A 26,076-nucleotide genomic window follows, 5' to 3' on the forward strand; every position below is an offset into this window, starting at 1 on the left:
GCGGGAGGACGGTCAGCCGTAGGCCTCGATCCAGGCGTAGGCCTGCTCTTCCCACTGACCGTAACGGTGCGGGAATGCCGACACCTGCACGGCTTGCGCGGCAGCACCGAACTCCATGTCGCGCCACCCGTCGATGTCGAGGAGCCCTCGCGTCGCCGTGCCGTTCGGGTCGCTGTTGCCGCCGAAGAAGGCACGCGTCGCGTGATGGGGGTCTTGCACCTGCTCGGCGGTGCCCCAACCCATGCTCGGCCGCTGTTGGAAGAGTCCGAGAGAGTCGTGGGTGCCGTAGTCGACGTTGCGGATCCACGACTCGACCATCGCCGTCGCGAGCGCGATCGCGATGCCCTTCTTGGGGACGCCGAGGTCGCGGCCGATCGTGATGATCGTCTTCACACCGCGGATCTGCTCGGCATCCAGGCTTACCGTGGCGCTGGATGCCGCGGCCTTCTTTCCGCCGTCGCTGCGTGATTTCTTCGAGGACGACGTCGCCGTGTCGGCGGATGCAGACGTCCCCGCGCCCGGGATGCGGAGCTTTTCGCCGGGGTAGATGATCGAGGCCGAGGTGAGGTCGTTGGCTCGCAGCAGGCGCGCGAGGCTGATGCCCGAGCGCTGCGCGATGGTCCAGAGCGTGTCGCCGCGAACGACCGTATGCGTGCGTGTTCCGCTCGACGATTCTGATCCCGATGACGTTGGTGCGGCCGAGGTGTTGGACGTGCGCTGGGCGGTGGCGGCGGTGCTCGAGGCGGAGAGCCGGATGACATCGCCGGGGTGGATGATCGACTTCCAGCCCAGGTCGTTCCAAGCCAGCACGTCGGCCGTGCGCAGGCCGTGGCGTGCGGCGATGCCGCTGATCGTGTCTCCGCGCACCACGGTGTGCGTGGCACGCTTGCGTGCGGCGGCGTACTCCTGTGCGGCAGCGAGCACGGCAGCCGTGCGAGCGGCGGCGGCATCGCGCGCGGTGAGGGACGGGGTCATCGACCCCGGCGCGTCGCGTTCGGTCGTCGCGCCCGCGTGGGCGGGGGCTGCCGTCAACGACAGCGCGATCGTTCCGATCACCGCGACGGGCGCGGTGGCGGTGAATACGGGCTTGTGTCTCACGAGTTCCCCCTCTGAGTCGACCTCCGACACCGTGCCACGGAAGTAAACAGGTGTCAACCAGAGTGACTGAAGTGAAAGATGTGAACAACGAGCCGTCGAGGCTGCGCGTTCCGGGTCTCGGCACGCGCGTCACAGCGGGGCGGGAGTGGAATAGTGGAGGCGTGACCGGTGCACCTCATTCCTCCTTTCCGACCGAGTGGTTGTCGCTTCCCGACCTCGTCGAGCTGACCGGCGAGCCGCTCGGGCGCGTCCGTCGGCTTCTCGACGACAAGCAGCTGATCGGCTCGCGTCGTGATGGCGCCTTCCGGGTTCCCGCGGCGTTCCTCCTCGACGGGCGGCCCGTCACCACTCTGCGCGGCACGGTGATCGTGCTGCAGGATGCCGGGTTCTCCGACGACGAGGCGATCGACTGGCTGATGGCGACCGAGGAGTCCATCGGGATGGCCCCCATCGAGGCGCTCCGCGCCGGCCGCAAGAGCGAAGTGCGGCGGGTCGCTCAGGCGCTCGCCTGATCCGGGACCGCCCTCAGGACGCTCGCGCCACCGCGGCTCGCGCAAGGTCGCGGAGCGAACCCACCGCGGCGTTGTCGAGGTGGACGGCGCGCAGCGCGCGGTCGGCTTCCGTTGCGTAGTCGGCGATGAGATCCTCCACGCGTGCGAGCGCGCCCGAATCGGTGATCGTTCGCTGCAGGAACGCGACCTGCTCGTCGTCGAGGTCCGGATCGCCCAAGAGTTCGTCCATCGCGCGCCTCGCTCCCTGGGGGAGAGCCTCGCGGGCGTAGGCGATGAGAAGGGTGCGCTTGCCCTCGCGCAGATCGTCACCGGAAGGCTTGCCGGTTACGGCGGTGTCGCCGAACACGCCCAGCACGTCGTCGCGGAGCTGGAACGCGAGCCCGACCGGCAGCCCGAACGCCTCCAGGGCGGCAAGCTGAGCGGCATCCGCTCCGGCGAGAGCCGCACCGATGAGGAGAGGCTGTTGAACGCTGTAACGGGCGGACTTGTAGGTCGCGACGCGCAGTGCGCGGTCGGCGTGGTCCGCATTGGGGACCGTTGCGGCAGCCACTTCCTCCACGATGTCGAGGTACTGACCGAGCGTGACGTCCCGACGCATGCGCGCGTACTCGACGCGAGCGGCCGCGGCATGGGGCGCTTGGCGAAGCCCTCCCTCCAGGAGGTCGTCGCTCCACGCGACGAGCAGGTCACCCAAGAGGATCGCTGCCGAGCGGCCGAACGTGGCGGGGTTCGCCGACCAGCCGGCGTCGGTGTGGTGCTGCTCGAGCGCGCGATGTGCGGCGGGGCGGCCTCGCCGGGTATCCGAGTTGTCGATGATGTCGTCGTGCACGAGAGCTGCGGCATGGAAGATCTCCAGAGCGCCGGCGGCAGCGATGACTCCGTCATGGTCAGCGTCCCGACCTCCGCTCTCCGCGTCGGCGACGGCCTGCCACCCCGTGAGGCAGAAACGTGCGCGCAGTCGCTTGCCTCCGTCGAGGGTCGATGCCGCCGCGCGAGTGAACGCCACGGCGTCGGCCCCGAGATCACCGGCGTCTGCGAGGCGCTCCTCGACGAACCTCTCCATCCGCTGGGAAACTGACGCGATCATGTCTGCGGAAGGTCTCACGGGCCTAGCCTAGTTCCGACGCTCCCGCGTACACTTGGAGCACTCGACACCTCAAGAGGGGGATGCATGCCACTGTCAGAACAGGAGCAGCGTCTGCTGGACGAGATGGAACGCCATCTCATGCGCAACGACGCCGATGTCGTCAGCGCGCCCCGTGAGGGTCAGTCGCTCAGCTATCGCAACATCGTCTACGGCAGCGTCCTCGTCCTCCTCGGTCTCGCCGGGTTGGTCGTCGGAGTCTCGACCTCGCTCATCGTCGTCGGCGTCATCGCGTTCCTCCTCATGGTGGCCGGTGTCGTCCTGGCGGTCACGCCCACTCGGGGAGGGGCCGGCACTCGCCGTTCCGAAGGCACCCGCAAGACGGCTCCGGGCACATCCCCCCGCGCCGCCGCGGGAGGCTCCTTCATGGATCGGATGAACGATCGTTGGGACCGCCGTCAAGACCGCGAGTGAGTAACGCCATGGGGTAGCGCCCCGCACATACCAAAAAGCACCGACCTTCGGGTCGGTGCTTTTTTGCGTTGGGGGAGCGCTGGGGGAGGCAATGCCGCATTTCTCATAGTGAAGTGGAGGAAAGTGGAGTAAAGTGGCGACAACTTCAGGCGGCCGGGCAGAGAAGGGGGTGGCGTGCGATGTTGTTGGGCACCTACACCCCGAAGCTCGACGACAAAGGTCGCGTCATCCTTCCCGCGAAGTTCCGCACCGATCTGGGCGACGGTGTCGTCGTCACCCGCGGGCAGGAGCGCTGCCTCTACGTCTTCAGCACCAAGGAGTTCGAGCGCATCTACGAGCGCATCCGCGAGGCGCCGCTCACCAACAAGCAGGCCCGCGACTTCCAGCGCATGTTCCTCTCGGGAGCGAGCGACGAGAAGCCCGACAGCCAAAGCCGCATCACCGTCCCGCCGCACCTGCGCACGTACGCGAACCTCGGGCGTGAGCTCGTCGTGACCGGCGTCGGCGCGCACGCGGAGATCTGGGATGCCGAAGCTTGGGAGGCCTACTCCCAGGGCAACGAAGACGCCTACTCGGACATGGAGCAGGAGGTGATCCCCGGTCTCTTCTGAGCCGTGATCCTGACTCCCAGCCGCACGCCCTGACACACTTCCCCGGTGTCAGGTCGGGGCGGATGGGGATCAGGACCCCGGATCACCCGGCCGCACATCATGAACCTCCGCGACATCCACACCCCCGTGATGCTCGACCGTTGCGTCGAGTTGCTGGCACCTGCCCTCGAGCGAGACGACGCGGTGCTGGTCGACGCCACCGAAGGCATGGGCGGGCACTCGGAGGCGCTCCTCGAGCGGTTCCCGCACGTGCACCTCATCGGTCTCGATCGCGACACCGACGCCCTTCGGATCGCGGGGGAGCGGCTCGCTCGTTTCGGCGACCGCGTCACGCTCGTGCACACCGTGTACGACGGGATCGTCGAGGCGGTCGCCTCGACGGGCCGGGATCGCGTCGACGGCATCCTCTTCGATCTGGGTGTCTCCTCGCTTCAGCTCGATGAGGCGGAGCGTGGTTTCGCGTACTCGCAGGACGCACCCCTCGACATGCGGATGGATCAGACGACGGGAACCACCGCCGCGGACATCGTCGCCACCTACGGCGAGGGAGACCTCCGCCGCATCTTCGAGCGCTTCGGCGAGGAGAAGCTCGCGGGGCGCTATGCGCGCGCGATCATCGCCGCCCGCCAGGAGGCGCCGTTGACACGTTCGGCCCAGCTGGTCGATGTCCTCGTCGCTGCCACGCCCGCCGCGGTGCAGCGCGAGCGCTCCGGGCACCCGGCCAAGCGGGTCTTCCAGGCTCTGCGCATCGAGGTGAACCGGGAACTCGCCGTCCTCGACACCGCCATCCCCGCCGCCATGGGACTTCTGCCCGTGGGTGGCCGGATCGTCGTCATGTCGTACCAGTCGCTGGAGGACCGTCTCGTCAAGCGTGCCTTCGTGGATGCCACATCCTCGACCGCTCCGGCCGGGCTGCCGTTCGAGCTTCCGGAGCATGCGCCGCGGTTCCGTCTCCTCGTGCGCGGCGCCGAGCTGGCGTCGGAAGAAGAACGCGCGCGCAACCCGCGGGCGACCCCCGTGCGTCTGCGTGCGGCGGAGCGAATCAGGGAGGACGCATGAGCACCACCGCGCTCGACCTCGACCCGTTCGTGTCCGTGCACCCGCTGTCCGCGCCCGCCCCTCGCACGACGGAGGACCGCCGGCTGCACGCCGTCGACCTCCCGGCCCCCGCCCGACGACCGAAGTTGATGTACGGCCTGCTGGCGGTGGCGGGCGCCCTCGCCATCGCGGGCGCGCAGATGGGGCTGTCGATCCTCACGACGCAGGGGTCGTACGAGCTCAAGGAGCTCACGGCGCAGCAGCGCGAAGCGGAGTGGCAGAAGCAGATCCTCCAAGACGATGTCGCGGGACTCAGCTCGCCGCAGTACCTCGCCGCCAACGCGGCGGACCTCGGCATGGTCACGGGTGCCGCGCCCCGCTACCTGCGGCTGAGCGACGGTGCGGTGATGGGCAAGGGCTCCGCAGCCACGGCGGCCTCGAGCATCGACGCGCTGAAGAAGCCGGCTGTCCCCAACTCTCTCGTCGAGGACAAGCCTCTCGTGACCGACCCCGACGTGAGCCTCGGCGCCGGCGCTGCCTCCGGCGGCGAGCAGGTCGTCAACTCACCCGTACCCCCCGCCGTCGCCGACGCGCTCCCGACCCCGAAGACGCACTGACACCATGACGACACGCGCCACCCGCAGCCCCCGCCGCCGCACTGTGATCGCGTTGATGGTCGTGCTGGCCGTCATCGGCGGGTTCGTCGTGCGACTCGTCGACATCCAGATCGTGAACGCGAGCGACCACATCGCCGAGCAGTCGAAGCTCGCCAACGGCACGAAGATTCCGTTGCAGGGCACGCGCGGAGACATCGTCGACACCGACGGCAGTGTGCTGGCGACGAGCACGCTCGTCTACGACGTGAACATCGACCCGCAGCTCGCCGCCCAGGGACTCAAGAAGACCGACGCGGCGGGCAAGGTCGTCCGCGGTGCCGACGGGAAGCCCGAGATGATCGCGTGGCCCGAGCTCGCCGCGCGTATCGCGCCCGTCACGGGTCAGTCCGTCGACGATGTCATCGCCATCGTCGAGGATGCCGTCGCGGCCGACCCCGGTTCGCGGTGGGCACGTGTCAAGCGCTACGTGTCGACCGAGACCTATCGGGAGCTCGCGGCACTCGGTCTGCCGTTCCTCACTTTCGAAGCGGTCCCTTCTCGCACCTATCCGGACGGGGCCGTCGCCGGCAACGTGCTCGGCTTCCTGAACTCCGACGGCGATGCGCTCGAGGGCGTGGAGCAGTTGCAGAACTCGTGCCTGCAGGCGACGTCGGGCGAACTGCGCTATCTGCGAGGCCGGGACGGGGTCATCATCCCCGGAACCGAGACCGAGAAGCCGGCCGTCGACGGCGGCACGCTGCAACTCACGATCGACAGCGACCTGCAGTGGTACATGCAGCAGCTCATCTCGGAGGAGTCCACGCGCTACGGCGCCGACTGGGGCGGCATCATCGTCATGGAGGTCGCGACCGGGAAGATCCGCGCGTTCGCCGAGACGGATGCCGTCGACCCCAACGATCCCGGCGCCTCGGACTCGGCCGATCGCGGCTCGCGGCTCGCGCGGTTCTCGTACGAGCCGGGATCGACCTACAAGCCCGTGACGGCGGCGACGGTCATCGAGAAGGGCGGTGCGACCCACCTCTCGTCGGTGCTCGTCCCGTCGCGCAAGGTGTTCGACAACGGCGCCGTCATCAACGACTCCGAGCAGCATGCGACGGAGCAGATGACCTTGACCGGCGGCCTCGTCCGCTCGTCGAACGTCGCGATGAGCGAGTTCGGGTCGCTCGTCGACGCGCAGACACGCTACGACTATCTGACGAAGTTCGGCGTGGGGCAGAAGACGGCTTTGAATTGGTCGGGGGAGCCCCACACCGGCTTCTCGCTCGAGCCGCAGGACTGGGACAACCAGACGTTCTACACGACGACGTTCGGTCAGGCGTTCACGGTCACCGCCACGCAGGTGGCGAGCGTCTATCAGACGATCGCCAACGGCGGCGTCCGCATGCCGGCCCAGCTGGTGGAGTCGTGCACGAAGTCCGATGGCACGGTCGTCACGCCCGATCTCCCCGAACCCGTTCGCGTCATCAAGGAGTCGACCGCCGACGAGGTGAGCCTGATGCTCGAGAACGTCTTCGCGCAGGGCACGCTCGCCGACGACATCCGGATCGACGGATACCGCATGGCGGGCAAGACGGGTACGGCGCAGATCAGCGACGGCAAGGGCGGGTACAAGAAGAACCTGTATTTCACGTCGCTGGTCGGGTACGCCCCCGCGGAGGATCCGCAGTACGTTGTATTGACGGTCTTCGACGAGCCCAAGAAGCAGCGCATGTCGTCGGCCAACCGCTCGGTGTTCAAGAAGGCGATGACCCAGGTGCTGAAGCACTACCGGATCATGCCCTCCGAGTCGGAGACCCCCCTGCTTCCGTTGACCCAGTGACGCGAGCGCGCACGAGGAGAGCCACGCCATGATCCGGATGACGCTCGCTGAGATGGCACACACCGTCTCGGGGACACTGCACACCCACGGTGACGACACGGGCGAGACGATCGTCTCCGGCGTCGTCGACACCGACTCGCGCGCGATGGGCCCGGGCGGGGTCTTCGTGGCCAAGCCCGGTGAGATCACCGACGGTCACCACTTCGTGGATGCCGCCGTGGCATCCGGCGCCGTCGTCGCCCTCGTCGAGCGGACGGTCGACGTGCCGGTGACGCAGATCGTCGTCGCGGATGCCGTTCAGGCCCTTGCCGACCTGGCGCGCGAGGTGATCGCGCGTGTCCGCGCTGTCGGCCCGCTGCAGATCGTCGGCATCACCGGGTCGAACGGCAAGACGACCACCAAGAACATGCTCGCGCGCATCCTGCAGGACGAGGGTGAGACCGTCGCTCCGCGAGACTCCTTCAACAACGAGGTGGGCGCGCCCGTCACGATGCTGCGGGTGACGGAGAGCACGCGCTACCTCGTGAGCGAGTTCGGCGCTTCCCGCATCGGCCGCATCGCCGAGCTCGCGGGCCTGGTCCACCCCGACGTCGGCGCCGTACTGATGGTGGGGCTCGCCCACGCCGGCGGCTTCGGTGGCGTCGAGGAGACGCAGAAGGCGAAGTCGGAGCTCGTGGCATCCGTTCGCCCGGGCGGTGTCGCCGTGCTGAACGCCGACGACCCGCGGGTGGCGGCGATGGCGGAGATCGCCGCGGAGCGGGGTGTCGCCGTTCGCTGGTTCGGGCGCTCTCGCGCGGCGGAGGTGCGCGCCGAGGACGTCGAGGTCACGGCATCCGGCACCACCTGCACGATCGTCGTCGGCGGCGAACGGACCCCGCTCCGGCTCCGCGTGCTGGGAGAGCACCACGTGATGAACGCGCTGGCCGCGATCACCGTCGCCGAGAGCCTCGGAGTGTCGATCCCGGACGCGGTCTCGCGGGTTGAGACGCTCGAGATCGCGGAGCGCTGGCGCATGCAGCCGCTCGGCTCCGACCGCGTGCGGATCATCAACGACGCGTACAACGCGAGCCCGGACTCGATGGCCGCCGCCCTGCGTACGATCGCCCAGATCGCCGAACCGGGGCAGCGCAAAGTCGCCGTCCTGGGCGCGATGAGCGAGCTCGGCGAGTACGCGGGCGAGGAGCACGACCGTGTCGGCCTTCTCGCGGTGCGGTTGCGCTTCGAGCGCATCGTCGTGGTGGGTACCGCCGCACGCCGCCTGTATCTCGCCGCGATCGGGGAGGGGTCCTGGGACGGCGAAGCGGTCTTCTTCGAAACCGCCGACGAGGCGTACGACTACCTCGTGGACGAGCTGCGCGACGGAGACCGCGTACTGGTGAAGTCGTCGAATTCGGCGGGACTCCGTCATCTGGGCGATCGTCTGGGAGAATCGTTCTCGTGAGATCCCTGCTGGCTGCTGCGACGATCTCGCTCGCATTCACCCTGTTCCTGACACCGTTGTTCATCCGGCTCTTCGAGAAGCTGGGCTGGGGTCAGGTCATCCGCACGCCCGAAGACCAGCACAACCCGAACCACCACACCAAGCGCGGCACGCCGACGATGGGCGGAATCGTCTTCATCGTGGGCTCCCTCGTGGGGTACTTCGTGGGCAGCTACGCGGGTGGAACCCCTCCCACGACTTCCGGGCTGCTCGTCATCTGGATGATGGTCGGGCTCGGCGCCGTGGGCTTCATCGACGACTTCATGAAGGTCCGTCAACAGCGCAGCCTCGGGCTGTCGGGGTGGCGCAAGGTGGTCGGACAGATCGCGGTGGCCGTGCCGTTCGCCGTGCTGGCGCTGAACTTCCCCAACTCGTACGGCGAGACCCCTGCCTCTCCCTACGTCTCCTTCTTCCGCGACATCCCGGCGCTGTCCTTCATGGCGCTCGGCGCGGTGATCGGCTGGATCCTCTACCTCGTCTGGATCACCTTCATGTCGGTGGCGTGGTCGAACGCGACGAACCTCACCGACGGGCTCGACGGACTGGCGACGGGTGCCGGCATCTTCACCGTCTCCGCCTACAGCCTCGTCACGTTCTGGCAGTTCCAGCAGCGCTGTCACACGACTGCTCTCGTCGACGCGTACGCGAACGCGTGCTACCCGACGCGCGATCCGATGGGGCTCACGATCATCGCCGCATCGTTCGTGGGCGCGCTCGTCGGGTTCCTCTGGTGGAACGCGCCGAAGGCGAAGGTGTTCATGGGCGACGTGGGCTCCATGTCCATCGGCGGCGTCGTCGTCGCGATGGCCGTGCTCTCGCGCACCGAGATCCTCGCGGTCATCATCGCGGGCGTCTTCATCATCGGTCCCGGGTCGGTGATTCTGCAGCGCTACTACTTCAAGGCGACCGGCGGGAAGCGGCTCTTCCTGATGAGTCCCTTCCACCATCACCTCGAGATGCGCGGTTGGCCCGAGATCACGATCGTCGTGCGGATGTGGATCATCGCGGGCATGCTCGCCGTCACCGGCGTCGGCCTGTTCTACGTCGCCTGGCTCGCCGCGCTATGAGCGGCTCGCGTCTGGACACCCTCACCAGCTGGCACGCCGACTGGAAGGGGCTGCGGGTGGCCGTGCTCGGCCTGTCCGTCACCGGCTTCTCCGTCGCCGACACCCTCGCGGAGCTCGGGGCGGACGTCCTGGTCGTGACCGAATCGGCCGACGAGGAGTACGCCCGGCTGCTGCCGGTCATCGGTGCGCGCCTGTGGACCGGCTCGCTCGCCGCGGTGCCGGCCGAGCTCCTCGCCTTCACGCCCGATGTCGTGGTGGCTTCGCCGGGGTTCCCCCCGCATCATCCGGTCATCTCGTGGGCCACCTCCGGCGGCGCGGCGCTCTGGGGCGACATCGAACTCGCCTGGCGTGTGCGCGACAAGGTGACCCGCGCCGACGGAAACCCCGCCGACTGGGTGCTGATCACCGGCACCAACGGCAAGACCACGACGACGCAGCTGACTGCCACGATGCTCGCCGAGAGCGGCCTGCGGGCGGCGCCCTGCGGGAACATCGGCGTCCCCGTCCTGGATGCCGTGCGAGACCCGGCGGGCTTCGATGTGCTCGTCGTCGAGGTGTCCAGCCATCAGCTGTGGTACCTGGGTCAGCAGCGCGGGTCGGATCGACTCTCGCCGCACGCCAGTGTCTGCCTCAACCTCGCCGACGACCATCTCGAGTGGCACGGCTCGCGCGCGGCGTACCGTGATGCGAAAGCCCTCGTCTACGAGAACACGCGGATCGCGTGCGTCTACAACAAGTCCGACGTGGCGACGCGCGAGATGGTCGAGGAGGCGGAGGTCGTCGAAGGATGCCGAGCGATCGGCTTCGATCTCGGCGTACCCGGGCCCAGCGATCTCGGCATCGTCGACGGGATCCTGGTCGACCGGGCGTTCCACGACGACCGTCATCACAGCGCGCTGGAGCTGACGACGCTCGCCGAGCTCGCCCAGCGCGGCCTGAGCGCTCCGCATGTCGTGGCGAACATCCTCGCCGCCGCCGCATTGGCGCGGTCTCTCGGTGTCGCCCCCGAGAACATCCGCGATGCGCTGCAGAGGTTCCGGCTGGATCCGCATCGCATCGAGGTCGTCGCGGTGGCAGGCGGTGTCACGTGGGTCGACGACTCCAAGGCGACGAACCCCCACGCCGCGGCATCGTCGCTCGCGGCCTACCCGGGGGCGGTGTGGGTCGTGGGCGGTCTGCTCAAGGGCGTGGACATCGCGGACCTCGTCGCCGCGCGCGGCAACAGGGCGAAGGCGGCGGTCGTCATCGGCGTGGATCGGGCGGAGATCGTGGCGGCGTTCGCACGACACGCGCCCTCGGTTCCGATCTTCGAGGTCGACCACGCTCAGACTGAAGACGTCATGGCGGTGGCCGTAGAACTGGCGGCGAGTGTCGCGCGTGACGGAGACACGGTCCTCCTGGCTCCGGCAGCGGCATCCTTCGATCAGTTCGCGTCCTACGCCGACCGGGGAACGCGCTTCGCGGACGCCGTGCGAGACCGGATCGAGAGGGGCAGCGGTGATGACCACCACCGACCGACCCCGCACGCCGGGGCCTGACGACGTCACTCCTCAGGGCCACGGGTTCGCGGCGCGTGTCTCGCTGGGGCGCGTCTTCGCCCCCGTGCCGAGCGAATTCCTGCTCATCGCGTCGACGGCGCTGATTCTCACTCTCTTCGGTCTCGTGATGGTGCTCTCGGCGACGATGGCGGCGTCCGTCGCCCGGGGGGACAGCCCGTTCGAGGTCGTTCTCAAGCAATCGCTGTTCGCGCTGCTCGGGGTGCCGCTCATGTTCGTGCTCAGCCGCTTCTCGGTCTCGTTCTGGAAGCGGATCGCGTGGCCGGGGCTCATCGCCGCCATCGCCCTGCAGATGCTCGTCTTCGTGCCCGGCCTCGGCGTCGAGAACGACGGGAACACGAACTGGATCTCTATCGCCGGTGTGCAGATGCAGCCGTCCGAGTTCCTCAAGCTCACCCTCGCACTGTGGCTCGCCTATGTGCTGTACCGGAAGCAGACGCTCCTCGGACTCTGGCGTCACGTCTTCATCCCGGTGGTGCCGGTGGGTGCGCTCGTGATCGGGCTCGTGGCGGTCGGCAGTGGAGACCTGGGCACCGGCCTGGTGCTGATGGCCGTGCTGCTCGGATGCCTGTTCTTCTCGGGAGTGAAGCTCCGCATCTTCCTCCTGCCTCTCCTGGGCGTCGTGGTGGCGGCGGGCGTCTTCGCGATCACGAGTCCCAACCGCATGCGGCGCATCATGAGCTTCCTCAACGTGGACTCGTCCGACTGCTATCTCGCGGCGACGGGCGACTGCTACCAGGCGCTGCACGGCGTCTGGGGTCTCGCCGGCGGCGGCATCTTCGGCCTCGGCCTCGGGAACTCGCGAGAGAAGTATGACTGGCTTCCCGCCGCCGAACACGACTACATCTTCGCCATCGTGGGCGAGGAGCTCGGGCTGATCGGCTGCATCGTGGTGCTCGGACTGTTCACGCTCTTCGCGGTGGGCGCCTTCCACGTCATCCGCAAGACCCACGACCCGTTCATCCGCATCGCGGCCGGCGGCATCACGGTGTGGATCGTCGGCCAGGCCCTCGTCAACATCGGGGTCGTGCTCCGGGTGTTCCCCGTCCTGGGTGTCCCGCTGCCGTTCATGTCCCAGGGCGGCACGTCGCTCCTGTCGGTGCTCATGGCCTGCGGGGTGCTGCTGTCGTTCGCCCGCACGCTTCCGGAGTCTCGCGCGCTGCAGACGCCCGTGACCGTCTCACGACCGGCCCATCGCACGAGTCCCGCGGCGGGTGGCCGGTAGGCTCGATCCGGTGAGCGATCCGAACTCCGCGCCGACCTATCTCCTCGCCGGCGGTGGCACCGCCGGTCACGTCAATCCGCTGCTCGCCGTCGCCGACGGCCTGCGACGGCGCGACCCGGCTGCGGACGTCCTCGTGCTCGGAACCCGCGAGGGCCTCGAGACGCGTCTCGTGCCCGATCGGGGCTACGAGCTCCTCTTCGTCGACAAGGTGCCGTTCCCGCGCCGGCCCGATGCCGCCGCGGCCCAGTTCCCCGCCCGCTTCCGCCGCGCGATCGCGCAGGTCCGCGGGCACATCCGTGAGCGCGGAGTGGACGTGCTGGTGGGCTTCGGGGGGTACGCGTCCGCGCCCGCGTATGTCGCTGCACGCCGCGAACGCATCCCGTTCGTCGTCCACGAGGCCAACGCCAAGCCGGGGCTCGCGAACATCCTCGGCGCCCGCACGGCTGCCGGCGTGGGGACCGTGTTCGAGGGCACCCCGCTGCGCCGATCGAGGGTGGTGGGGATGCCGTTGCGCCGCGAGATCGTCGACCTCGATCGCGCCGCACGGCGGGAGGCGGCCGCCGCATCGTTCGGCCTCGATCCCTCTCGCCCCGTTCTCCTCGTCTTCGGCGGGTCGCTCGGAGCGCGGCGGATCAACGAGGCTGTGGCCGGCGGGTGGTCGGCGGTGACCGACGCGGGCTGGCAGATCCTCCACGCGGCGGGGGAGCGCAACGAGATCGTCGATCCGAGACATCCCGACTATCACGTCGTGCCGTACCTCGACCGGATGGCCGACGCGTTCGCGGTCGCCGACGCGATCGTCTCGCGGGCCGGCGCGGCGACGGTGAGCGAGATCAGCGCTCTCGGCATCCCCGCGGTGTACGTTCCGTACGCCGTCGGCAACGGCGAGCAGGCGCTCAATGCCGCCGCCGCAGTCCGCGCGGGGGCGGCGAAGCTGATCCCGGATGCCGACTTCAGCGCGGAGCGGCTGCGTGACAGCGTCGTGCCCCTCCTGCGGGATCCGGAGGCCCTCGGACGGATGCGCGATCGCGCGGCGGGCGTGGGAACGCTCCGCGGCACCGAGAACGTCATCTCGATGATCGACGCGGCCCTGGGTCGCTGACGCGGCGCACCATCCGGAGCCGCGACCGTGTCGCGCGTCGGGGAGTCGGTCGCGCAGCGTGCCGCAGCGACCGCCCATCTCGCGCGACCTAGACTTGACGGGCCATGATTCGACCCGACCTGAGCCTCCCGATTCCCGAGGACATCACCGCTGCCCACTTCATCGGGATCGGCGGATCGGGCATGTCCGGCCTCGCCGGCATGTTCCTCGACCGAGGCATCCGCGTGTCGGGTTCCGATCGCGCTGACAGCGCCGCCCTCCGTGCGCTGGCCGCGCGGGGCGCGACCGTCTACGTCGGACACGACGCCTCGCACCTCCCGGTCGATGTCGACACCGTGATCCACACCGGCGCGATCTGGCCGGAGAATCCCGAGTTCGTCCTGGCGAAGGAGCGCGGCCTCGCCGTGATCCACCGGTCGCAGGCGCTGTCGTGGCTGATCGGGAGTCGCCGACTGGTGTCGGTCGCGGGCGCGCACGGCAAGACCACCTCGACGGGCATGATCGTCACGGTCCTTCGTGCGCTGGGCAGCGCGCCGACCTTCGTCAACGGGGGAGTGATCGCCGATCTCGGCGTCTCCAGCGCCACCGGCTCCGACGAGTTGTTCGTCATCGAGGCCGACGAGTCCGACGGCACGTTCCTCCTGTACGACACGTCGATCGCACTGATCACGAACGTCGACCCCGATCACCTGGACCATTGGGGCAGCCGGGACGCCTTCTACGACGGTTTCGTGCGGTTCGCCGATGCCGCCCGCGAGGCGGTGGTCATCTCCTCCGATGACGCCGGGGCGCGTCGGGTTGCCGACGCGCTCTCCCACCGCACGGTGGTGAGCTTCGGTGAGGCGGAAGATGCCGACGTGCGCGTCGTGGACATCACCACTGACGGGCCCGTGGCGTTCACGATCGTCCGCGGCTCCGAGAGCGTCGCCGCGCAGCTGGCGGTGCCCGGCGCGCACAACGCCATCAATGCCGCGGGGGCCGTTGCCGTGCTGCTCACCCTGGGGTACGCGTTGGAGCCCGCTGTGCGCGCCGTCGAGGGCTTCGGCGGCACGGTCCGGCGCTTCGAACTCCACGGCTCGGCCCGGGGAGTGAGCGTGTACGACGATTACGCCCATCACCCGACGGAGGTGGCCGCAGCGCTGGATGCCGCCCGCACGGTCGTCGGCGACGGCCGGCTCATCGCGGTCCATCAGCCGCACACCTACTCGCGCACGCAGGAGATGTTCCGTGAGTTCGCCGAGGTGCTCGAGTCGCGCGCCGACCACACGGTCGTGCTCGACGTCTACGGCGCGCGGGAAGACCCCGTGCCGGGCGTGACCGGCGAGCTCGTCTCCGGGGCGTTCGACGATGCCTCGAAGGTCGCCTTCGTCGCCGACTGGCAGCAGGCCGCGGACTACACGGCATCCGTGGCCCGAGACGGCGACTTCGTGATCACGCTCGGCTGCGGCAACGTGTACCTGATCATTCCGCAGGTGCTCGACGCCCTCGAGTCGTCACCGCCCGCCGAGCAGGACTGACCGTGCGCCGCCCGTCGCCGCTCCCGCCGCCGCCCGCACGAGACGAAGGCACGTCCGGCGAAGAGCTCGAGGTCCGGTTGCCGGTGGCTCCGTCGTCGGGGAGGCCCGTCGACGATGCGGATGCCGTGGCCGTCTCCGGCGATCGAGTGACGGCGCACGACGCGGAGGGGGAGACGGCCCCGATCCTGCCGTTGACCCTGCCGCGCGAGCCCTCCACCGACGAGGTCTCGCCGTCGGACTCCGGGGCGGAGGACGACGGCACGACGCCGCTTCAGGCGCGAGACGTGTGGGCGGCGGCGCGCGCGCGGCGTCGCGCGCTGCGCGCGGAAGTGCGCCGCTTCACGGCGAGGCAGCGGCATCGACGGACGGTGTGGATCGCGTCGCTGTCCGCCGTCCTGCTTCTCGTGCTCGGGTCGGTCGGGGCCGCGTACAGCCCTCTGCTGGCGGTGGAGCGGGTGCGTGTCGTGGGGACTGACCAGCTCTCCGCGGATGACGTCGCTACGGCGCTGGCGGGTCAGGTGGGCCGCCCGTTGCCTCTCGTGGACTCGAGTGAGGTCAAGGCCGCGCTCGTCGCGTTCCCGCTGGTCGAGTCGTACACGCTGGAGGCTCGCCCTCCGCACGAGCTCGTCGTGCGGATCGTGGAGCGCACGCCCATCGGCACCGTGAAGTCGCGCGCCGGCTACACGCTCGTGGATGCCGCGGGTGTGGCTCTGGCCACCACGCCGAAGCGTCCGGGCGGGTTCCCCGCGATCACGGTCCCCGGCGGGCTGACGGGCGTATCGTCGAAGGCGTTCACGGCGCTCGGGACGGTCTACCGGTCGCTGCCGAGCGACATCCGGGATCAGGTCACCGCGATGCGCGCCACGACGGCCAACGACGTCACGCTGACCCTCGGCAAGACGGACACGGACATCGTCTGGGGCGATGCCTCGGAGTCGGCTCGGAAGGCCGTCGTGCTGGCGTCGATCATGGTCTCCCGGCCGCCGTCGAAGGTCTCGCGCTACGACGTGTCCTCGCCCGGCGCCGTCGTCGTGCGCTGATTCGGCCGACTTCCGACACGCGATCCGCGACACGCCCGCCGCCTGGGGGGTGTGCGCCTTCTGCGCGCTTACCTTCGAGATCGGGAATTGCATACTCGGCAATTCTTTAAACCTCTTGTTGAGGTTGAAGGTTTAGACAGTACGTCGAGAGACGTGGTTCGGGACGATACGGAGGCCGGCATGAGCCAGAACCAGAACTACCTCGCGGTGATCAAGGTCGTCGGTGTGGGTGGCGGCGGCGTGAACGCCGTCAACCGGATGATCGAGCTCGGTCTGCGCGGCGTGGAGTTCATCGCCGTCAACACCGACGCTCAGGCACTGCTCATGAGCGACGCCGACGTGAAGCTCGACGTGGGACGCGAGCTGACGCGCGGCCTCGGTGCCGGCGCAGACCCCGAGGTGGGTCGCCGCGCCGCCGAAGACCACGCCGAGGAGATCGAGGAGGCTCTCGCGGGAGCCGACATGGTGTTCGTGACGGCGGGCGAGGGCGGCGGCACCGGCACCGGTGGCGCACCCGTGGTGGCTCGCATCGCGAAGTCCATCGGAGCGCTCACGATCGGTGTCGTCACGAAGCCGTTCTCCTTCGAAGGGCGCCGCCGCCAGAGCCAGGCGGAGGCCGGCGTCGCGAAGCTCAAGGAAGAGGTCGACACCCTCATCGTGGTGCCGAACGATCGTCTCCTCGAGATCAGCGACCGCGGCATCTCGATGATCGAGGCGTTCGCGACGGCCGACCAGGTGCTCCTCGCCGGTGTGCAGGGCATCACCGACCTCATCACGACGCCGGGTCTCATCAACCTCGACTTCGCCGACGTGAAGTCGGTCATGCAGGGAGCCGGCTCCGCCCTCATGGGCATCGGTTCCGCGCGGGGCGCGGATCGCGCCATCAAGGCCGCCGAGCTCGCCGTCGAGTCGCCGCTCCTGGAAGCCTCGATCGAGGGCGCACACGGCGTCCTGCTGTCGATCCAGGGCGGCTCGAACCTCGGCATCTTCGAGATCAACGACGCGGCGCAGCTCGTGAAGGAGGCGGCGCACCCCGAGGCCAACATCATCTTCGGAACCGTCATCGACGACACGCTCGGCGACGAGGTGCGCGTCACGGTCATCGCGGCCGGATTCGACGGCGGCGAGCCTCAGACGAGGATCGAGCCGATCGCTGCGCAGCTCAGCGCCCCGGTCGTCCCCGCGGTGCCGGCCGACGAGGCGGCGCGCGACCTCGCCGAGGTCGACGAGAAGCCCGCGGTGCCGGTGTCCGTCGCGTCGGCCTCGAACGAGTCGGTCTTCGGCGACGACGATCTCGACGTCCCCGACTTCCTGAAGTAAGTGGATCTCGCGGAGCGGCTCGCCGCCCTCGACGCTCGCATCGCTGATGCGGCGAGGGCGGCGGGCCGCGACCCGGCGGCGCTCACACGGATCGTCGTCACGAAGTTCCACCCCGCCGAGCTGGTGACGAGTCTGCACGCGCTCGGGGTGCGCGATGTGGGCGAGAACCGACAGCAGGAGCTCACGGCGAAGCGCGCCTCGCTGCCCCCGCTCGACGGCCTCGTCTGGCACTTCATCGGGCAGGCGCAGACCAAGAAGGCACGCGCCATCCGTGCGGCGGCATCCGTGGTCCACTCCGTCGATCGCGATCGCCTCGCCGACGCTCTGCACGCTGCCGACCCCGACGCGGCCATTCCGCTCGACGTGCTCCTGCAGGTCAATCTCACCGACGATCCCCTGCGCGGGGGCGCCGCTCCGGATGCCATGGCCCCCTTGGCCGAGCACATCGCCGCGCAGTGCTCGTCGCTTCGCGTCCGCGGAGTCATGGCGGTCGCCCCGCTCAGCGAGGCTCCCGCGGAGGCGTTCGCGCGGCTCGCCGCTGCGGCCGATGCGGTACGCGGGGTCGTCCCGGATGCCGGGTGGATCTCGGCGGGTATGTCGGGCGATTTCGCCGAAGCGATCGCGGCGGGCGCGACACACCTGCGGATCGGGACGGCAATCACGGGTCCGCGCGCGGTGCCCGGTTAACCTCGAAACAGACGAGCAAACGGAGGAATGCGATGTCGAATCCGCTGAAGAAGACCATGGTCTACCTGGGCCTAGCCGACGAGGAAGAGATCTACGAGGAGCAGCCTGCTGCCGCTGCCACCCCCCGTCGTGAGAAGCCGGTCGAGAAGACCGCGCCCGTGACTCCGCTGCACCGTCCTGCGGTCGTGCGCCAGCCCGCGGCTGGTGCTGTCAGCGAGATCCTGACCGTGCACCCCAAGCAGTACCGCGACGCTCAGGGGATCGCGGAGGCGTTCCGTGACGGCATCCCGGTCATCATCAACCTGTCGCAGATGAGCGACGCCGACGCGAGGCGTCTCGTCGACTTCGCGAGCGGCCTGTCGCTCGGACTGTTCGGACGGATCGAGCGCGTGACGAGCAAGGTCTTCCTGCTCTCGCCCGAGAACATCGCGGTGTCCGGTGACGGCGCTCTGGTGCAGGCCGACCCCGAGGCCGCTCCCTTCGTCCCGTAGTCGTGGAGGCCGTTCGTCTCATCGCCGGCATCGTGAACACGGTGCTGGTGCTGTACATCCTGGTCTTGCTGGCCCGGGTGATCCTCGAGTACATCCCGCTGTTCAATCGCGAGTGGCGTCCGAAAGGCGCGCTCCTCGTCGTGGCAGAGGTCGTCTTCACGCTCACCGATCCGCCCCTGCGGTTCTTCCGCCGGTTCATTCCTCCGCTGCGGCTCGGCGCGATCGCGATCGATCTCGCTTTTCCGATCACGATGCTGTGTTGCTTCGTGCTCCTGTCGATCACCGGAGTCATCCTGCGGTCGTGACGTGGTGCCCACTGCGCATACATCACCCTTTCTCGCGACCTCGTGGAGGTCGCACTATGCTGTTCGGATACGGCTCGCCGACCGCGGGTCCCCCGTAACGGCTCCGTCGTGAAGCTCTGAAATGAGGACAACAACCATGGCTCTCACTCCCGAAGACGTCGTCACCAAGCAGTTCCAGCACGTCCGTTTCAAGGAGGGCTTCGACCCGGACGAGGTCGATGACTTCCTCGACGAGATCGTCGTCGAGTGGCGCAAGACCATCGCCGAGAACGAAGAGCTCAAGGCGAAGCTTGCCGCGTACGAGTCCGGTTCGGCTCCCGCCGAGGCCGCGCCCGCTCCGGCGCCGGTTGCTGAGGAGCCCGTCGTCGAGGCCGCTCCGGAGCCCGTCGTCGCCGAGGCTCCCGCCGCCGACGCCGCCCCCGCGGCAGCGTCCGCCGGCATCATCGAGCTGGCCCAGCGCCTGCACGACGAGCACGTGGCCGAGGGCCAGGCTCAGAAGGACAAGCTCATCTCCGAGGCGCAGGCGCAGGCCGCGGCCATCGTCGCGGAGGCCGAGGCCAAGGGTCGCGACGAACTGTCCCGCCTCGAGAGCGAGCGCGCCACGCTCGAGTCGCGCATCAGCGAGCTCCGCACGTTCGAGCGTGACTACCGCACGCAGCTGCGCGGCTTCATCGAGGAGAAGCTTCGCGACCTCGATGTCACCGGCACGTCTTCGGGCGCGTCCGCCGTGTCGTCCGCCGGTCTCTAGGCCGCGCCTTTGACAGGTTCGCACTCGCGGCCCGCCGGGGAGAGATCCTCGGCGGGCCGCGCCGCGCTGTCCACCGTTCTCGTCGTTCTGCTGGCGGGAGCGGTGCTGACGGCCGATCAGTTCACCAAGAATCTCGCACTCGCCACGCTTCCCGAACGCACACCGGTTCCCGTGTGGGGCGACTTCTTGCAGTTCTATCTGACGTTCAATCCCGGTGCGGCTTTCTCGCTCGGCGAGAACGTCACGTGGGTGTTCACGCTGGTGCTGGCCGGCGCCGCGGTCGCGGTGGTGTTCCTCACTCTCCGTCGCGTCCGCTCGTTGCTGTGGGCCGTGGTTCTCGGTCTGCTGCTGGGGGGCATCCTCGGCAACTTGACCGACCGGCTGTTCCGCGCACCGGGCTTTCCCGTGGGTCACGTCGTCGACTTCATCCACACGCCGTGGATGATGCCCGCGATCTACAACGTCGCCGATATCTTCATCGTGTCGATGATGATCGCCGTCGCGCTCCTGGTGCTGCTCGGCCGACGACTCGACGGAAGCAGGGAGGCGCGCCGCGAGGGTGCTGGCGACGAGCTCGATGCGGATGCGTCGGCCGGACCACGGGACTGACGTGGAGGCCCGCTCTCTTCCTGTACCCGACGGTTTGGATGGGGTGCGCGTCGATGCCGCTCTCGCCAAGATGCTCGGCTTCTCCCGCACCTTCGCGGCAGAAGTGGCGGATGCCGGCGGTGTCAGTCTCGACGGACGTGATCTCGGCAAGTCCGACCGCCTGAGGGCCGGTGGGTGGCTCGACGTGCGGTGGGAGCCGCGCCGCGAGCCGGAGATCGTTCCCCTCGCCGTGCCCGACCTCGGCATCGTGTACGACGACGATGACATCGTCGTGATCGACAAGCCCTCGGGTGTCGCCGCACACCCCTCCGTCGGCTGGGAGGGGCCCACGGTCCTCGGCGCACTCAAGGCGGCGGGCTTCCGCATCGCGACGACGGGCGCCGCCGAGCGTCAGGGGATCGTCCACCGCCTCGACGTCGGTACGAGCGGGCTCATGGTCGTCGCCAAGAGCGAGCGCGCCTACACCGCTCTCAAGCGTGCCTTCAAGGAGCGGGAGGTCGAGAAGATCTACCACGCCGTCGTGCAGGGGCATCCGGATCCGCTCAGCGGCACGATCGACGCCCCCATCGGACGCCACCCGTCCCACTCGTGGAAGTTCGCCGTCACGCCCGACGGCAAGGACTCGGTCACGCACTACGAGACGCTGGAGGCGTTCCCTCGCGCGTCACTGCTCGAGATCCACCTCGAGACCGGCCGTACCCACCAGATCCGCGTGCACATGGCCGCCCACCGGCATCCGTGCGCGGGCGATCCTCTCTATGGTGCCGACCCGACGCTGTCGGCCCGGCTGGGGCTCACGCGCCAATGGTTGCACGCGCATCAGCTGTCCTTCGCCCACCCGGTCACCGGCGAGTGGACGACCAACGTTTCGCCGTACCCCGCCGACCTGGCGCACGCGTTGGACGTTCTGCGCGGCGAGTGAGACGGTTGTCGGATGTCGGTGGTCCGCGGCATCCTGACGACATGAGCATCGAAGTGCGTCCGGCGACGGAGTTCGACGACGTCGCGGTGATGGTGGGGCCGAAGAACCCGAACTCCAACGTCTGCTGGTGCTTGAGCTACCGGATTCCGGGAGCAGAGAATCGCGCCTTGTCGGGACCTGCTCGAGGGGAGCGCGTGCGCCGGCTCCTCGGGGAGGGTCCGCCCGGTGTCCTCGCGTACGAGGGTGATGTCGTGGTCGGCTGGGCTGCTGTGCACCCGCGCGCGGACACCACGTTCGCGACGAACCGCAAGATCCCTCACATCGATGACCTCGACGTGTGGAGCGTGTGGTGCATCCGGGTGCGGCCGGGTCACCGCGGCCACGGGATCTCCCACGCGCTGCTGGCGGGGGCGGTGGAGTACGCGCGGAGCCAGGGCGCCCCTGCGATCGAGGGATATCCGGTGGACAACGACGGGCGCAAGGTCGATCTGACGATGGCTTACGTCGGCACGCGCGCGCTGTTCGAGCGAGCGGGATTCCGCGTCGAGACGGTGACCGACTCCGTGATCAACGGCTTCCCCCGGCTCCTCATGCGCAAGGATCTCCGCTAGGGCGCGTGGTCCGGGATCAACGGCCGCCCGTGAACACCGCAGGATCATCCTCGGCGAGGGCCAGCGCGATCTTGCGCACGTGGAACTGCTCGACATCGACGAGTTCGCCGAGGCCGTACCAGCCGACCTCGGTCAGCTCTCCATCGGCGGGATAAGGGTCGCCCGACACCCAGTCGCAGCGGAACACGAGATCGAGGTAGTCGACCTGATCTCCGTTGGCGTAGGTCACGCGGGGCAGCTGCTGCACGAGCGCCAGACGCGTCGCCTTCACGACGATGCCCGCCTCCTCGAGGCACTCGCGGACTGCGGCATCGGCGGGCTCTTCGCCCGGGTCGACGATCCCGGAGACGCACTGCCACGCACCGTTGTCCGCGCGGCGCCCCAGCAGCACCCTCTCATCCTTGAAGACGACCGCCGTGACCCCGACGAGGGGGAGCGGTGCGTGGCCGACGTGTGCGCGCAGCGCGGTGACGAATTCGGGGGTGCCCATGGCGTCCAGCCTAGATCCGGGCTCCCGGAGCGATGTCGGCGCAGGAACGTAGACTCGATCCGTGGCAACCGACTCCTTCGTTCATCTGCATGTCCACAGCGAATACTCGATGCTCGACGGCGCCGCCAAAATCGGCGCGATGACGCAGGCCGCAGCCGACTACGGGATGCCGGCGATCGCGGTCACCGACCACGGGAACACCTTCGCCGCGTTCGAGTTCTACCGCGCAGCGCAGTCGGCCGGGATCAAGCCGATCATCGGCCTGGAGGCATACGTCACCCCGGGCACGCACCGCACGGACAAGTCGCGTGTCGCGTGGGGTTCCCCCGATCAGAAGAGCGACGACGTCTCGGGGTCGGGCGCCTATACCCACATGACGATGTGGAGCGAGAGCACGGAGGGCATGCACAACCTCTTCCGGCTGAGCTCGCTCTCGAGCATGGAGGGCTACTACTTCAAGCCGCGGATGGACCGTGAGCTGCTGCAGACGTACGGCAAGGGACTCATCGCGACGACCGGGTGCCCCTCGGGAGAAGTGCAGACGCGGCTGCGACTCGGGCAGTACGACGCCGCCCGGGCGGCGGCGGCCGAGTTCCAGGACATCTTCGGCAAGGACAACTACTTCGCCGAGATCATGGACCACGGTCTGTCGATCGAGCGTCGCGTGATGACCGACCTCATCCGCCTCGCGAAGGATCTCGGCATCCCGCTGGTCGGCACGAACGACTCCCACTACACGCACCAGCACGAGGCCGACGCCCATGCGGCCCTGCTGTGCGTGCAGTCCGGGTCGACCCTCGACGACCCGAACCGCTTCAAGTTCGACGGCGACGGCTACTACATCAAGACGGCGGCCGAGATGCGGCAGCTCTTCCGCGATCACCCGGAGGCGTGCGACAACACGCTCCTGATCGCCGAGCGGTGCAACGTCGAGTTCAACACCTCGGCGAACTACATGCCGCGCTTCCCCGTGCCCGACGGTGAAACCGAGGACAGCTGGCTGATCAAGGAGGTCGAGAAGGGCCTGCACTACCGCTACCCCGAGGGCATCCCCGACAAGGTTCGCGCTCAGGCCGAGTACGAGACCGGGATCATCCTTCAGATGGGATTCCCCGGCTACTTCCTCGTCGTCGCCGACTTCATCAACTGGGCGAAGGACAACGGCATCCGCGTCGGGCCGGGCCGTGGTTCCGGTGCCGGTTCGATGGTCGCGTACGCCATGCGGATCACCGATCTCGATCCGCTCGAGCACGGCCTCATCTTCGAGCGCTTCCTCAACCCCGATCGTGTCTCGATGCCCGACTTCGACGTCGACTTCGACGACCGCCGCCGCGGCGAGGTCATCGATTACGTCACCGAGAAGTACGGCTCTGAACGCGTCGCGCAGATCGTCACCTACGGAACGATCAAGTCCAAGCAGGCGCTGAAGGATGCCGGTCGCGTTCTCGGCTTCCCCTTCAGCATGGGCGAGAAGCTCACGAAGGCGATGCCTCCGGCGGTCATGGGCAAGGACATGGAGCTGGGCGGCATGTTCGACGCTCAGCATCCTCGCTTCAAGGAAGCGAGCGAGTTCCGCGCGCTGGTCGACACCGATCCCGATGCGAAGACCGTCTTCGATCGTGCCCTCGGACTCGAGGGGCTGAAGCGGCAATGGGGCGTCCACGCGGCCGGCGTGATCATGTCGAGCGAGCCGCTGCTCGACATCATCCCCATCATGCGACGCGAGCAGGACGGTCAGATCGTCACGCAGTTCGACTATCCGTCGTGCGAGACCCTCGGCCTCATCAAGATGGACTTCCTGGGGCTTCGCAACCTCACGATCATCTCCGACGCGCTCGACAACATCCGCATGAACCGTGGCGAGGAGCTCGACCTCGAGCACCTCGCCCTCGACGACCGCGCGGCCTACGAACTGCTCACCCGCGGTGACACCCTCGGGGTCTTCCAGCTCGACGGCGGCCCCATGCGATCGCTGCTGCGGCTCATGAAGCCCGACAACTTCGAAGACGTGTCCGCCGTCATCGCGCTCTACCGCCCGGGGCCGATGGGGGCGAACTCCCACATCAACTACGCCCTGCGGAAGAACGGTCAGCAGGAGGTGACCCCGATCCATCCGGAGCTCGAGGAGCCTCTCCGCGACATCCTCGACATCAGCTACGGCCTGATCATCTATCAGGAGCAGGTCATGGCGATCGCGCAGAAGGTCGCCGGCTTCTCGCTCGGTCAAGCCGACATCCTGCGGCGCGCGATGGGCAAGAAGAAGAAGTCCGAGCTCGACAAGCAGTACGAGGGCTTCTCGGGCGGCATGAAGGAGCGCGGCTTCGGAGACGCCGCGATCAAGGCCCTCTGGGACATCCTGCTCCCGTTCTCCGACTACGCGTTCAACAAGGCGCACTCCGCCGCCTACGGGTTGGTGTCGTATTGGACGGCGTACCTGAAGGCGCACTACCCCGCGGAGTACATGGCCGCGCTGCTGACGAGCGTGGGTGACTCCAAGGACAAGATGGCTGTGTACCTCAACGAATGCCGCCGAATGGGCATCCGGGTGCTGCCGCCCGACGTGGGGGAGTCGATCCGCTACTTCGCAGCCGTCGGCGAGGACATCCGCTTCGGTCTCGGTGCCGTGCGCAACGTGGGGTCCAACGTCGTCGACGGCATCGTCCAGGCGCGGGGCGACGGCGCCTTCACGTCGTTCCACGACTTCCTCGCGAAAGTGCCGATGCACGTGGCCAACAAGCGCACCGTCGAGTCGCTCATCAAGGCCGGCGCGTTCGACTCCATGGGCGACACGCGCCGCGCACTTCTGGAGATCCACGAAGACGCCACCGAAGCGGCCGTCGACCGCAAGCGGAACGAGGCGCAGGGGGCGATCGGTTTCGACTTCGACAGCCTGTACGACGCCGCAGAAGAGGCGGTCCCGCCGAAGGTGCCGCCGCGCCCCGAGTGGACGAAGAAGGACAAGCTCGCCTTCGAGCGGGAGATGTTGGGGCTGTACGTCTCCGATCATCCCCTCGCCGGTCTTGAGATGCCGCTCGCGAAGCACGCTTCGACCTCGATCCACGATCTCCTGGCCTCCGAGGACGTGCAGGATGGCGACCAGGTGATCGTCGCCGGGCTCGTCACGAGCGTCCAGCACCGGGTAGCGAAGCAGAGCGGCAACCCCTACGGCATGATCACGATCGAAGACTTCGACGGCGAGGTCACGGTCATGTTCATGGGCAAGACCTACACCGAGTTCCAGTCGATGCTGCAGCAGGATGCCATCCTCGTCGTCCGCGGACGTGTGTCGCGCCGCGACGACGGCTTGAACCTGCACGGGCAGTCGGCTTTCGCGCCCGATCTGGGTTCCGTCGACGCCTCCGGTCCGCTCGTGCTGATGATCCCTGAGCACCGCGCCACCGAATCGACCGTGTCGCAACTCGCGGAGGTGCTGGGGCGTCATCCGGGGGCCACCGAAGTGACCCTCAAGCTTCACAAGGGTTCTGTGGCGAAGGTCTTCGAGGTGCCGCACCCGGTGGCGATCACCGTGGACCTGTACGGCGAGCTCAAGGGCCTGCTCGGGCCGCAGTGTCTGGGGTGAGGCGTTCTCCGCACTCCAGATCGTCCTTCGGGTGAGGCTCGGGTGAGGCGAGGGTGAGGCGGGTAGGCTTTCC

The 26,076-nt window shown here is 68.5% G+C and carries 25 protein-coding genes; 22 read left to right on the forward strand and 3 right to left on the reverse strand.

The window, feature by feature from the left end; all coding sequences use genetic code 11:
* Positions 1–12 precede the first annotated feature (12 nt).
* Positions 13–1,098, reverse strand: coding sequence for a LysM peptidoglycan-binding domain-containing protein (locus ACSQ18_RS05700; RefSeq protein WP_436036178.1), 1,086 nt, complete (start codon positions 1,096–1,098; stop codon positions 13–15).
* 161 nt (positions 1,099–1,259) lie between these two features.
* On the opposite strand from ACSQ18_RS05700, the gene ACSQ18_RS05705 reads away from it, so the two are divergent.
* Positions 1,260–1,610, forward strand: a complete 351-nt coding sequence (locus tag ACSQ18_RS05705; protein ID WP_436036179.1) for an Rv2175c family DNA-binding protein — start codon at positions 1,260–1,262, stop codon at positions 1,608–1,610.
* Positions 1,611–1,623: 13 nt separating this feature from the next.
* Here the strand turns inward: ACSQ18_RS05705 and ACSQ18_RS05710 are convergent, their stop codons facing one another.
* Positions 1,624–2,715: a polyprenyl synthetase family protein gene (locus tag ACSQ18_RS05710; RefSeq protein ID WP_436036180.1), complete on the reverse strand. Its 1,092-nt coding sequence runs from the start codon at positions 2,713–2,715 to the stop codon at positions 1,624–1,626.
* Positions 2,716–2,781: 66 nt separating this feature from the next.
* On the opposite strand from ACSQ18_RS05710, the gene ACSQ18_RS05715 reads away from it, so the two are divergent.
* From ACSQ18_RS05715 to ACSQ18_RS05810, 20 genes are all read left to right on the forward strand, one after another.
* Positions 2,782–3,168, forward strand: a complete 387-nt coding sequence (locus ACSQ18_RS05715) for a DUF3040 domain-containing protein (protein WP_436036181.1) — start codon at positions 2,782–2,784, stop codon at positions 3,166–3,168.
* Between the two features lie 179 nt (positions 3,169–3,347).
* Positions 3,348–3,779: a division/cell wall cluster transcriptional repressor MraZ gene (mraZ, locus tag ACSQ18_RS05720; RefSeq protein WP_144807635.1), complete on the forward strand. Its 432-nt coding sequence runs from the start codon at positions 3,348–3,350 to the stop codon at positions 3,777–3,779.
* Between the two features lie 99 nt (positions 3,780–3,878).
* On the forward strand, positions 3,879–4,838 hold the full coding sequence (rsmH, locus tag ACSQ18_RS05725) for a 16S rRNA (cytosine(1402)-N(4))-methyltransferase RsmH (RefSeq protein WP_436036182.1): 960 nt from the start codon (positions 3,879–3,881) through the stop codon (positions 4,836–4,838).
* Positions 4,835–5,434 carry a hypothetical protein gene (locus ACSQ18_RS05730; protein WP_436036183.1) on the forward strand — a complete coding sequence of 200 codons (600 nt, stop codon included), beginning with the start codon at positions 4,835–4,837 and terminating at the stop codon, positions 5,432–5,434. Before rsmH ends, ACSQ18_RS05730 begins: the two co-directional genes overlap by 4 nt.
* A 4-nt stretch (positions 5,435–5,438) precedes the next feature.
* Positions 5,439–7,253, forward strand: a complete 1,815-nt coding sequence (locus ACSQ18_RS05735) for a peptidoglycan D,D-transpeptidase FtsI family protein (protein ID WP_436036184.1) — start codon at positions 5,439–5,441, stop codon at positions 7,251–7,253.
* A 28-nt stretch (positions 7,254–7,281) separates the two neighbouring features.
* Positions 7,282–8,694, forward strand: coding sequence for a UDP-N-acetylmuramoyl-tripeptide--D-alanyl-D-alanine ligase (locus ACSQ18_RS05740; RefSeq protein ID WP_436036185.1), 1,413 nt, complete (start codon positions 7,282–7,284; stop codon positions 8,692–8,694).
* Complete coding sequence (gene mraY, locus ACSQ18_RS05745; RefSeq protein ID WP_436036186.1) at positions 8,691–9,800, forward strand: phospho-N-acetylmuramoyl-pentapeptide-transferase; 1,110 nt, start codon at positions 8,691–8,693, stop codon at positions 9,798–9,800. The genes ACSQ18_RS05740 and mraY overlap by 4 nt, the downstream gene beginning before the upstream one ends.
* Entirely contained in the window at positions 9,797–11,338 is a 1,542-nt protein-coding gene (gene murD, locus ACSQ18_RS05750; protein ID WP_436036187.1) for a UDP-N-acetylmuramoyl-L-alanine--D-glutamate ligase, read from the forward strand. The genes mraY and murD overlap by 4 nt, the downstream gene beginning before the upstream one ends.
* Complete coding sequence (gene ftsW / locus ACSQ18_RS05755) at positions 11,301–12,581, forward strand: putative lipid II flippase FtsW (protein ID WP_436036188.1); 1,281 nt, start codon at positions 11,301–11,303, stop codon at positions 12,579–12,581. Before murD ends, ftsW begins: the two co-directional genes overlap by 38 nt.
* 10 nt (positions 12,582–12,591) lie before the next feature.
* Positions 12,592–13,683 (forward strand): UDP-N-acetylglucosamine--N-acetylmuramyl-(pentapeptide) pyrophosphoryl-undecaprenol N-acetylglucosamine transferase, encoded by a 1,092-nt coding sequence (locus tag ACSQ18_RS05760; protein ID WP_436036189.1) that lies wholly within the window; start codon positions 12,592–12,594, stop codon positions 13,681–13,683.
* A 104-nt stretch (positions 13,684–13,787) separates the two neighbouring features.
* A complete protein-coding gene (murC, locus tag ACSQ18_RS05765) occupies positions 13,788–15,200 on the forward strand; it encodes a UDP-N-acetylmuramate--L-alanine ligase (protein WP_436036190.1) in 1,413 nt (470 codons plus the stop codon).
* 2 nt (positions 15,201–15,202) lie between these two features.
* Positions 15,203–16,240 (forward strand): FtsQ-type POTRA domain-containing protein, encoded by a 1,038-nt coding sequence (locus ACSQ18_RS05770; protein ID WP_436036191.1) that lies wholly within the window; start codon positions 15,203–15,205, stop codon positions 16,238–16,240.
* A 180-nt stretch (positions 16,241–16,420) separates the two neighbouring features.
* Positions 16,421–17,560 (forward strand): cell division protein FtsZ, encoded by a 1,140-nt coding sequence (gene ftsZ, locus ACSQ18_RS05775; RefSeq protein ID WP_436036192.1) that lies wholly within the window; start codon positions 16,421–16,423, stop codon positions 17,558–17,560.
* Positions 17,561–18,247: a YggS family pyridoxal phosphate-dependent enzyme gene (locus ACSQ18_RS05780; protein ID WP_436036193.1), complete on the forward strand. Its 687-nt coding sequence runs from the start codon at positions 17,561–17,563 to the stop codon at positions 18,245–18,247.
* A gap of 32 nt (positions 18,248–18,279) precedes the next feature.
* Positions 18,280–18,738 (forward strand): cell division protein SepF, encoded by a 459-nt coding sequence (locus tag ACSQ18_RS05785; RefSeq protein ID WP_436036194.1) that lies wholly within the window; start codon positions 18,280–18,282, stop codon positions 18,736–18,738.
* Between the two features lie 2 nt (positions 18,739–18,740).
* A complete protein-coding gene (locus tag ACSQ18_RS05790; protein ID WP_144807649.1) occupies positions 18,741–19,043 on the forward strand; it encodes a YggT family protein in 303 nt (100 codons plus the stop codon).
* A gap of 136 nt (positions 19,044–19,179) precedes the next feature.
* Positions 19,180–19,791 carry a DivIVA domain-containing protein gene (locus ACSQ18_RS05795; RefSeq protein ID WP_436036195.1) on the forward strand — a complete coding sequence of 204 codons (612 nt, stop codon included), beginning with the start codon at positions 19,180–19,182 and terminating at the stop codon, positions 19,789–19,791.
* Positions 19,792–19,800: 9 nt separating this feature from the next.
* Positions 19,801–20,400: a signal peptidase II gene (locus ACSQ18_RS05800; protein ID WP_436036196.1), complete on the forward strand. Its 600-nt coding sequence runs from the start codon at positions 19,801–19,803 to the stop codon at positions 20,398–20,400.
* Position 20,401: 1 nt separating this feature from the next.
* Positions 20,402–21,322 (forward strand): RluA family pseudouridine synthase, encoded by a 921-nt coding sequence (locus tag ACSQ18_RS05805; protein WP_436036197.1) that lies wholly within the window; start codon positions 20,402–20,404, stop codon positions 21,320–21,322.
* Between the two features lie 41 nt (positions 21,323–21,363).
* The gene (locus ACSQ18_RS05810) at positions 21,364–21,933 is read left to right on the forward strand and encodes an N-acetyltransferase family protein (RefSeq protein ID WP_436036198.1); all 570 of its coding nucleotides are present in this window, start codon (positions 21,364–21,366) and stop codon (positions 21,931–21,933) included.
* A 16-nt stretch (positions 21,934–21,949) separates the two neighbouring features.
* Here the strand turns inward: ACSQ18_RS05810 and ACSQ18_RS05815 are convergent, their stop codons facing one another.
* Positions 21,950–22,423 carry an NUDIX hydrolase gene (locus ACSQ18_RS05815; RefSeq protein WP_436036199.1) on the reverse strand — a complete coding sequence of 158 codons (474 nt, stop codon included), beginning with the start codon at positions 22,421–22,423 and terminating at the stop codon, positions 21,950–21,952.
* A 109-nt stretch (positions 22,424–22,532) separates the two neighbouring features.
* On the opposite strand from ACSQ18_RS05815, the gene dnaE reads away from it, so the two are divergent.
* Positions 22,533–26,003, forward strand: coding sequence for a DNA polymerase III subunit alpha (gene dnaE, locus ACSQ18_RS05820; RefSeq protein WP_436038390.1), 3,471 nt, complete (start codon positions 22,533–22,535; stop codon positions 26,001–26,003).
* Positions 26,004–26,076 lie beyond the last annotated feature (73 nt).

This window comes from Microbacterium sp. LjRoot45, from assembly GCF_964253325.1.
In the GTDB taxonomy this organism is placed as follows: domain Bacteria; phylum Actinomycetota; class Actinomycetes; order Actinomycetales; family Microbacteriaceae; genus Microbacterium.

Bases quoted from the DNA above. Each gene is read 5' to 3' on its own strand.
- ACSQ18_RS05715 (WP_436036181.1), top strand. From the start codon at position 2,782: ATGCCACTGTCAGAACAGGAGCAGCGTCTGCTGGACGAGATGGAACGC.
- mraZ (WP_144807635.1), top strand. From the start codon at position 3,348: ATGTTGTTGGGCACCTACACCCCGAAGCTCGACGACAAAGGTCGCGTC.
- rsmH (WP_436036182.1), top strand. From the start codon at position 3,879: ATGAACCTCCGCGACATCCACACCCCCGTGATGCTCGACCGTTGCGTC.
- ACSQ18_RS05730 (WP_436036183.1), top strand. From the start codon at position 4,835: ATGAGCACCACCGCGCTCGACCTCGACCCGTTCGTGTCCGTGCACCCG.
- ACSQ18_RS05735 (WP_436036184.1), top strand. From the start codon at position 5,439: ATGACGACACGCGCCACCCGCAGCCCCCGCCGCCGCACTGTGATCGCG.
- ACSQ18_RS05740 (WP_436036185.1), top strand. From the start codon at position 7,282: ATGATCCGGATGACGCTCGCTGAGATGGCACACACCGTCTCGGGGACA.
- murD (WP_436036187.1), top strand. From the start codon at position 9,797: ATGAGCGGCTCGCGTCTGGACACCCTCACCAGCTGGCACGCCGACTGG.
- ftsW (WP_436036188.1), top strand. From the start codon at position 11,301: ATGACCACCACCGACCGACCCCGCACGCCGGGGCCTGACGACGTCACT.
- murC (WP_436036190.1), top strand. From the start codon at position 13,788: ATGATTCGACCCGACCTGAGCCTCCCGATTCCCGAGGACATCACCGCT.
- ftsZ (WP_436036192.1), top strand. From the start codon at position 16,421: ATGAGCCAGAACCAGAACTACCTCGCGGTGATCAAGGTCGTCGGTGTG.
- ACSQ18_RS05785 (WP_436036194.1), top strand. From the start codon at position 18,280: ATGTCGAATCCGCTGAAGAAGACCATGGTCTACCTGGGCCTAGCCGAC.
- ACSQ18_RS05795 (WP_436036195.1), top strand. From the start codon at position 19,180: ATGGCTCTCACTCCCGAAGACGTCGTCACCAAGCAGTTCCAGCACGTC.
- ACSQ18_RS05810 (WP_436036198.1), top strand. From the start codon at position 21,364: ATGAGCATCGAAGTGCGTCCGGCGACGGAGTTCGACGACGTCGCGGTG.
- ACSQ18_RS05815 (WP_436036199.1), bottom strand. From the start codon at position 22,423: ATGGGCACCCCCGAATTCGTCACCGCGCTGCGCGCACACGTCGGCCAC.
- dnaE (WP_436038390.1), top strand. From the start codon at position 22,533: ATGCTCGACGGCGCCGCCAAAATCGGCGCGATGACGCAGGCCGCAGCC.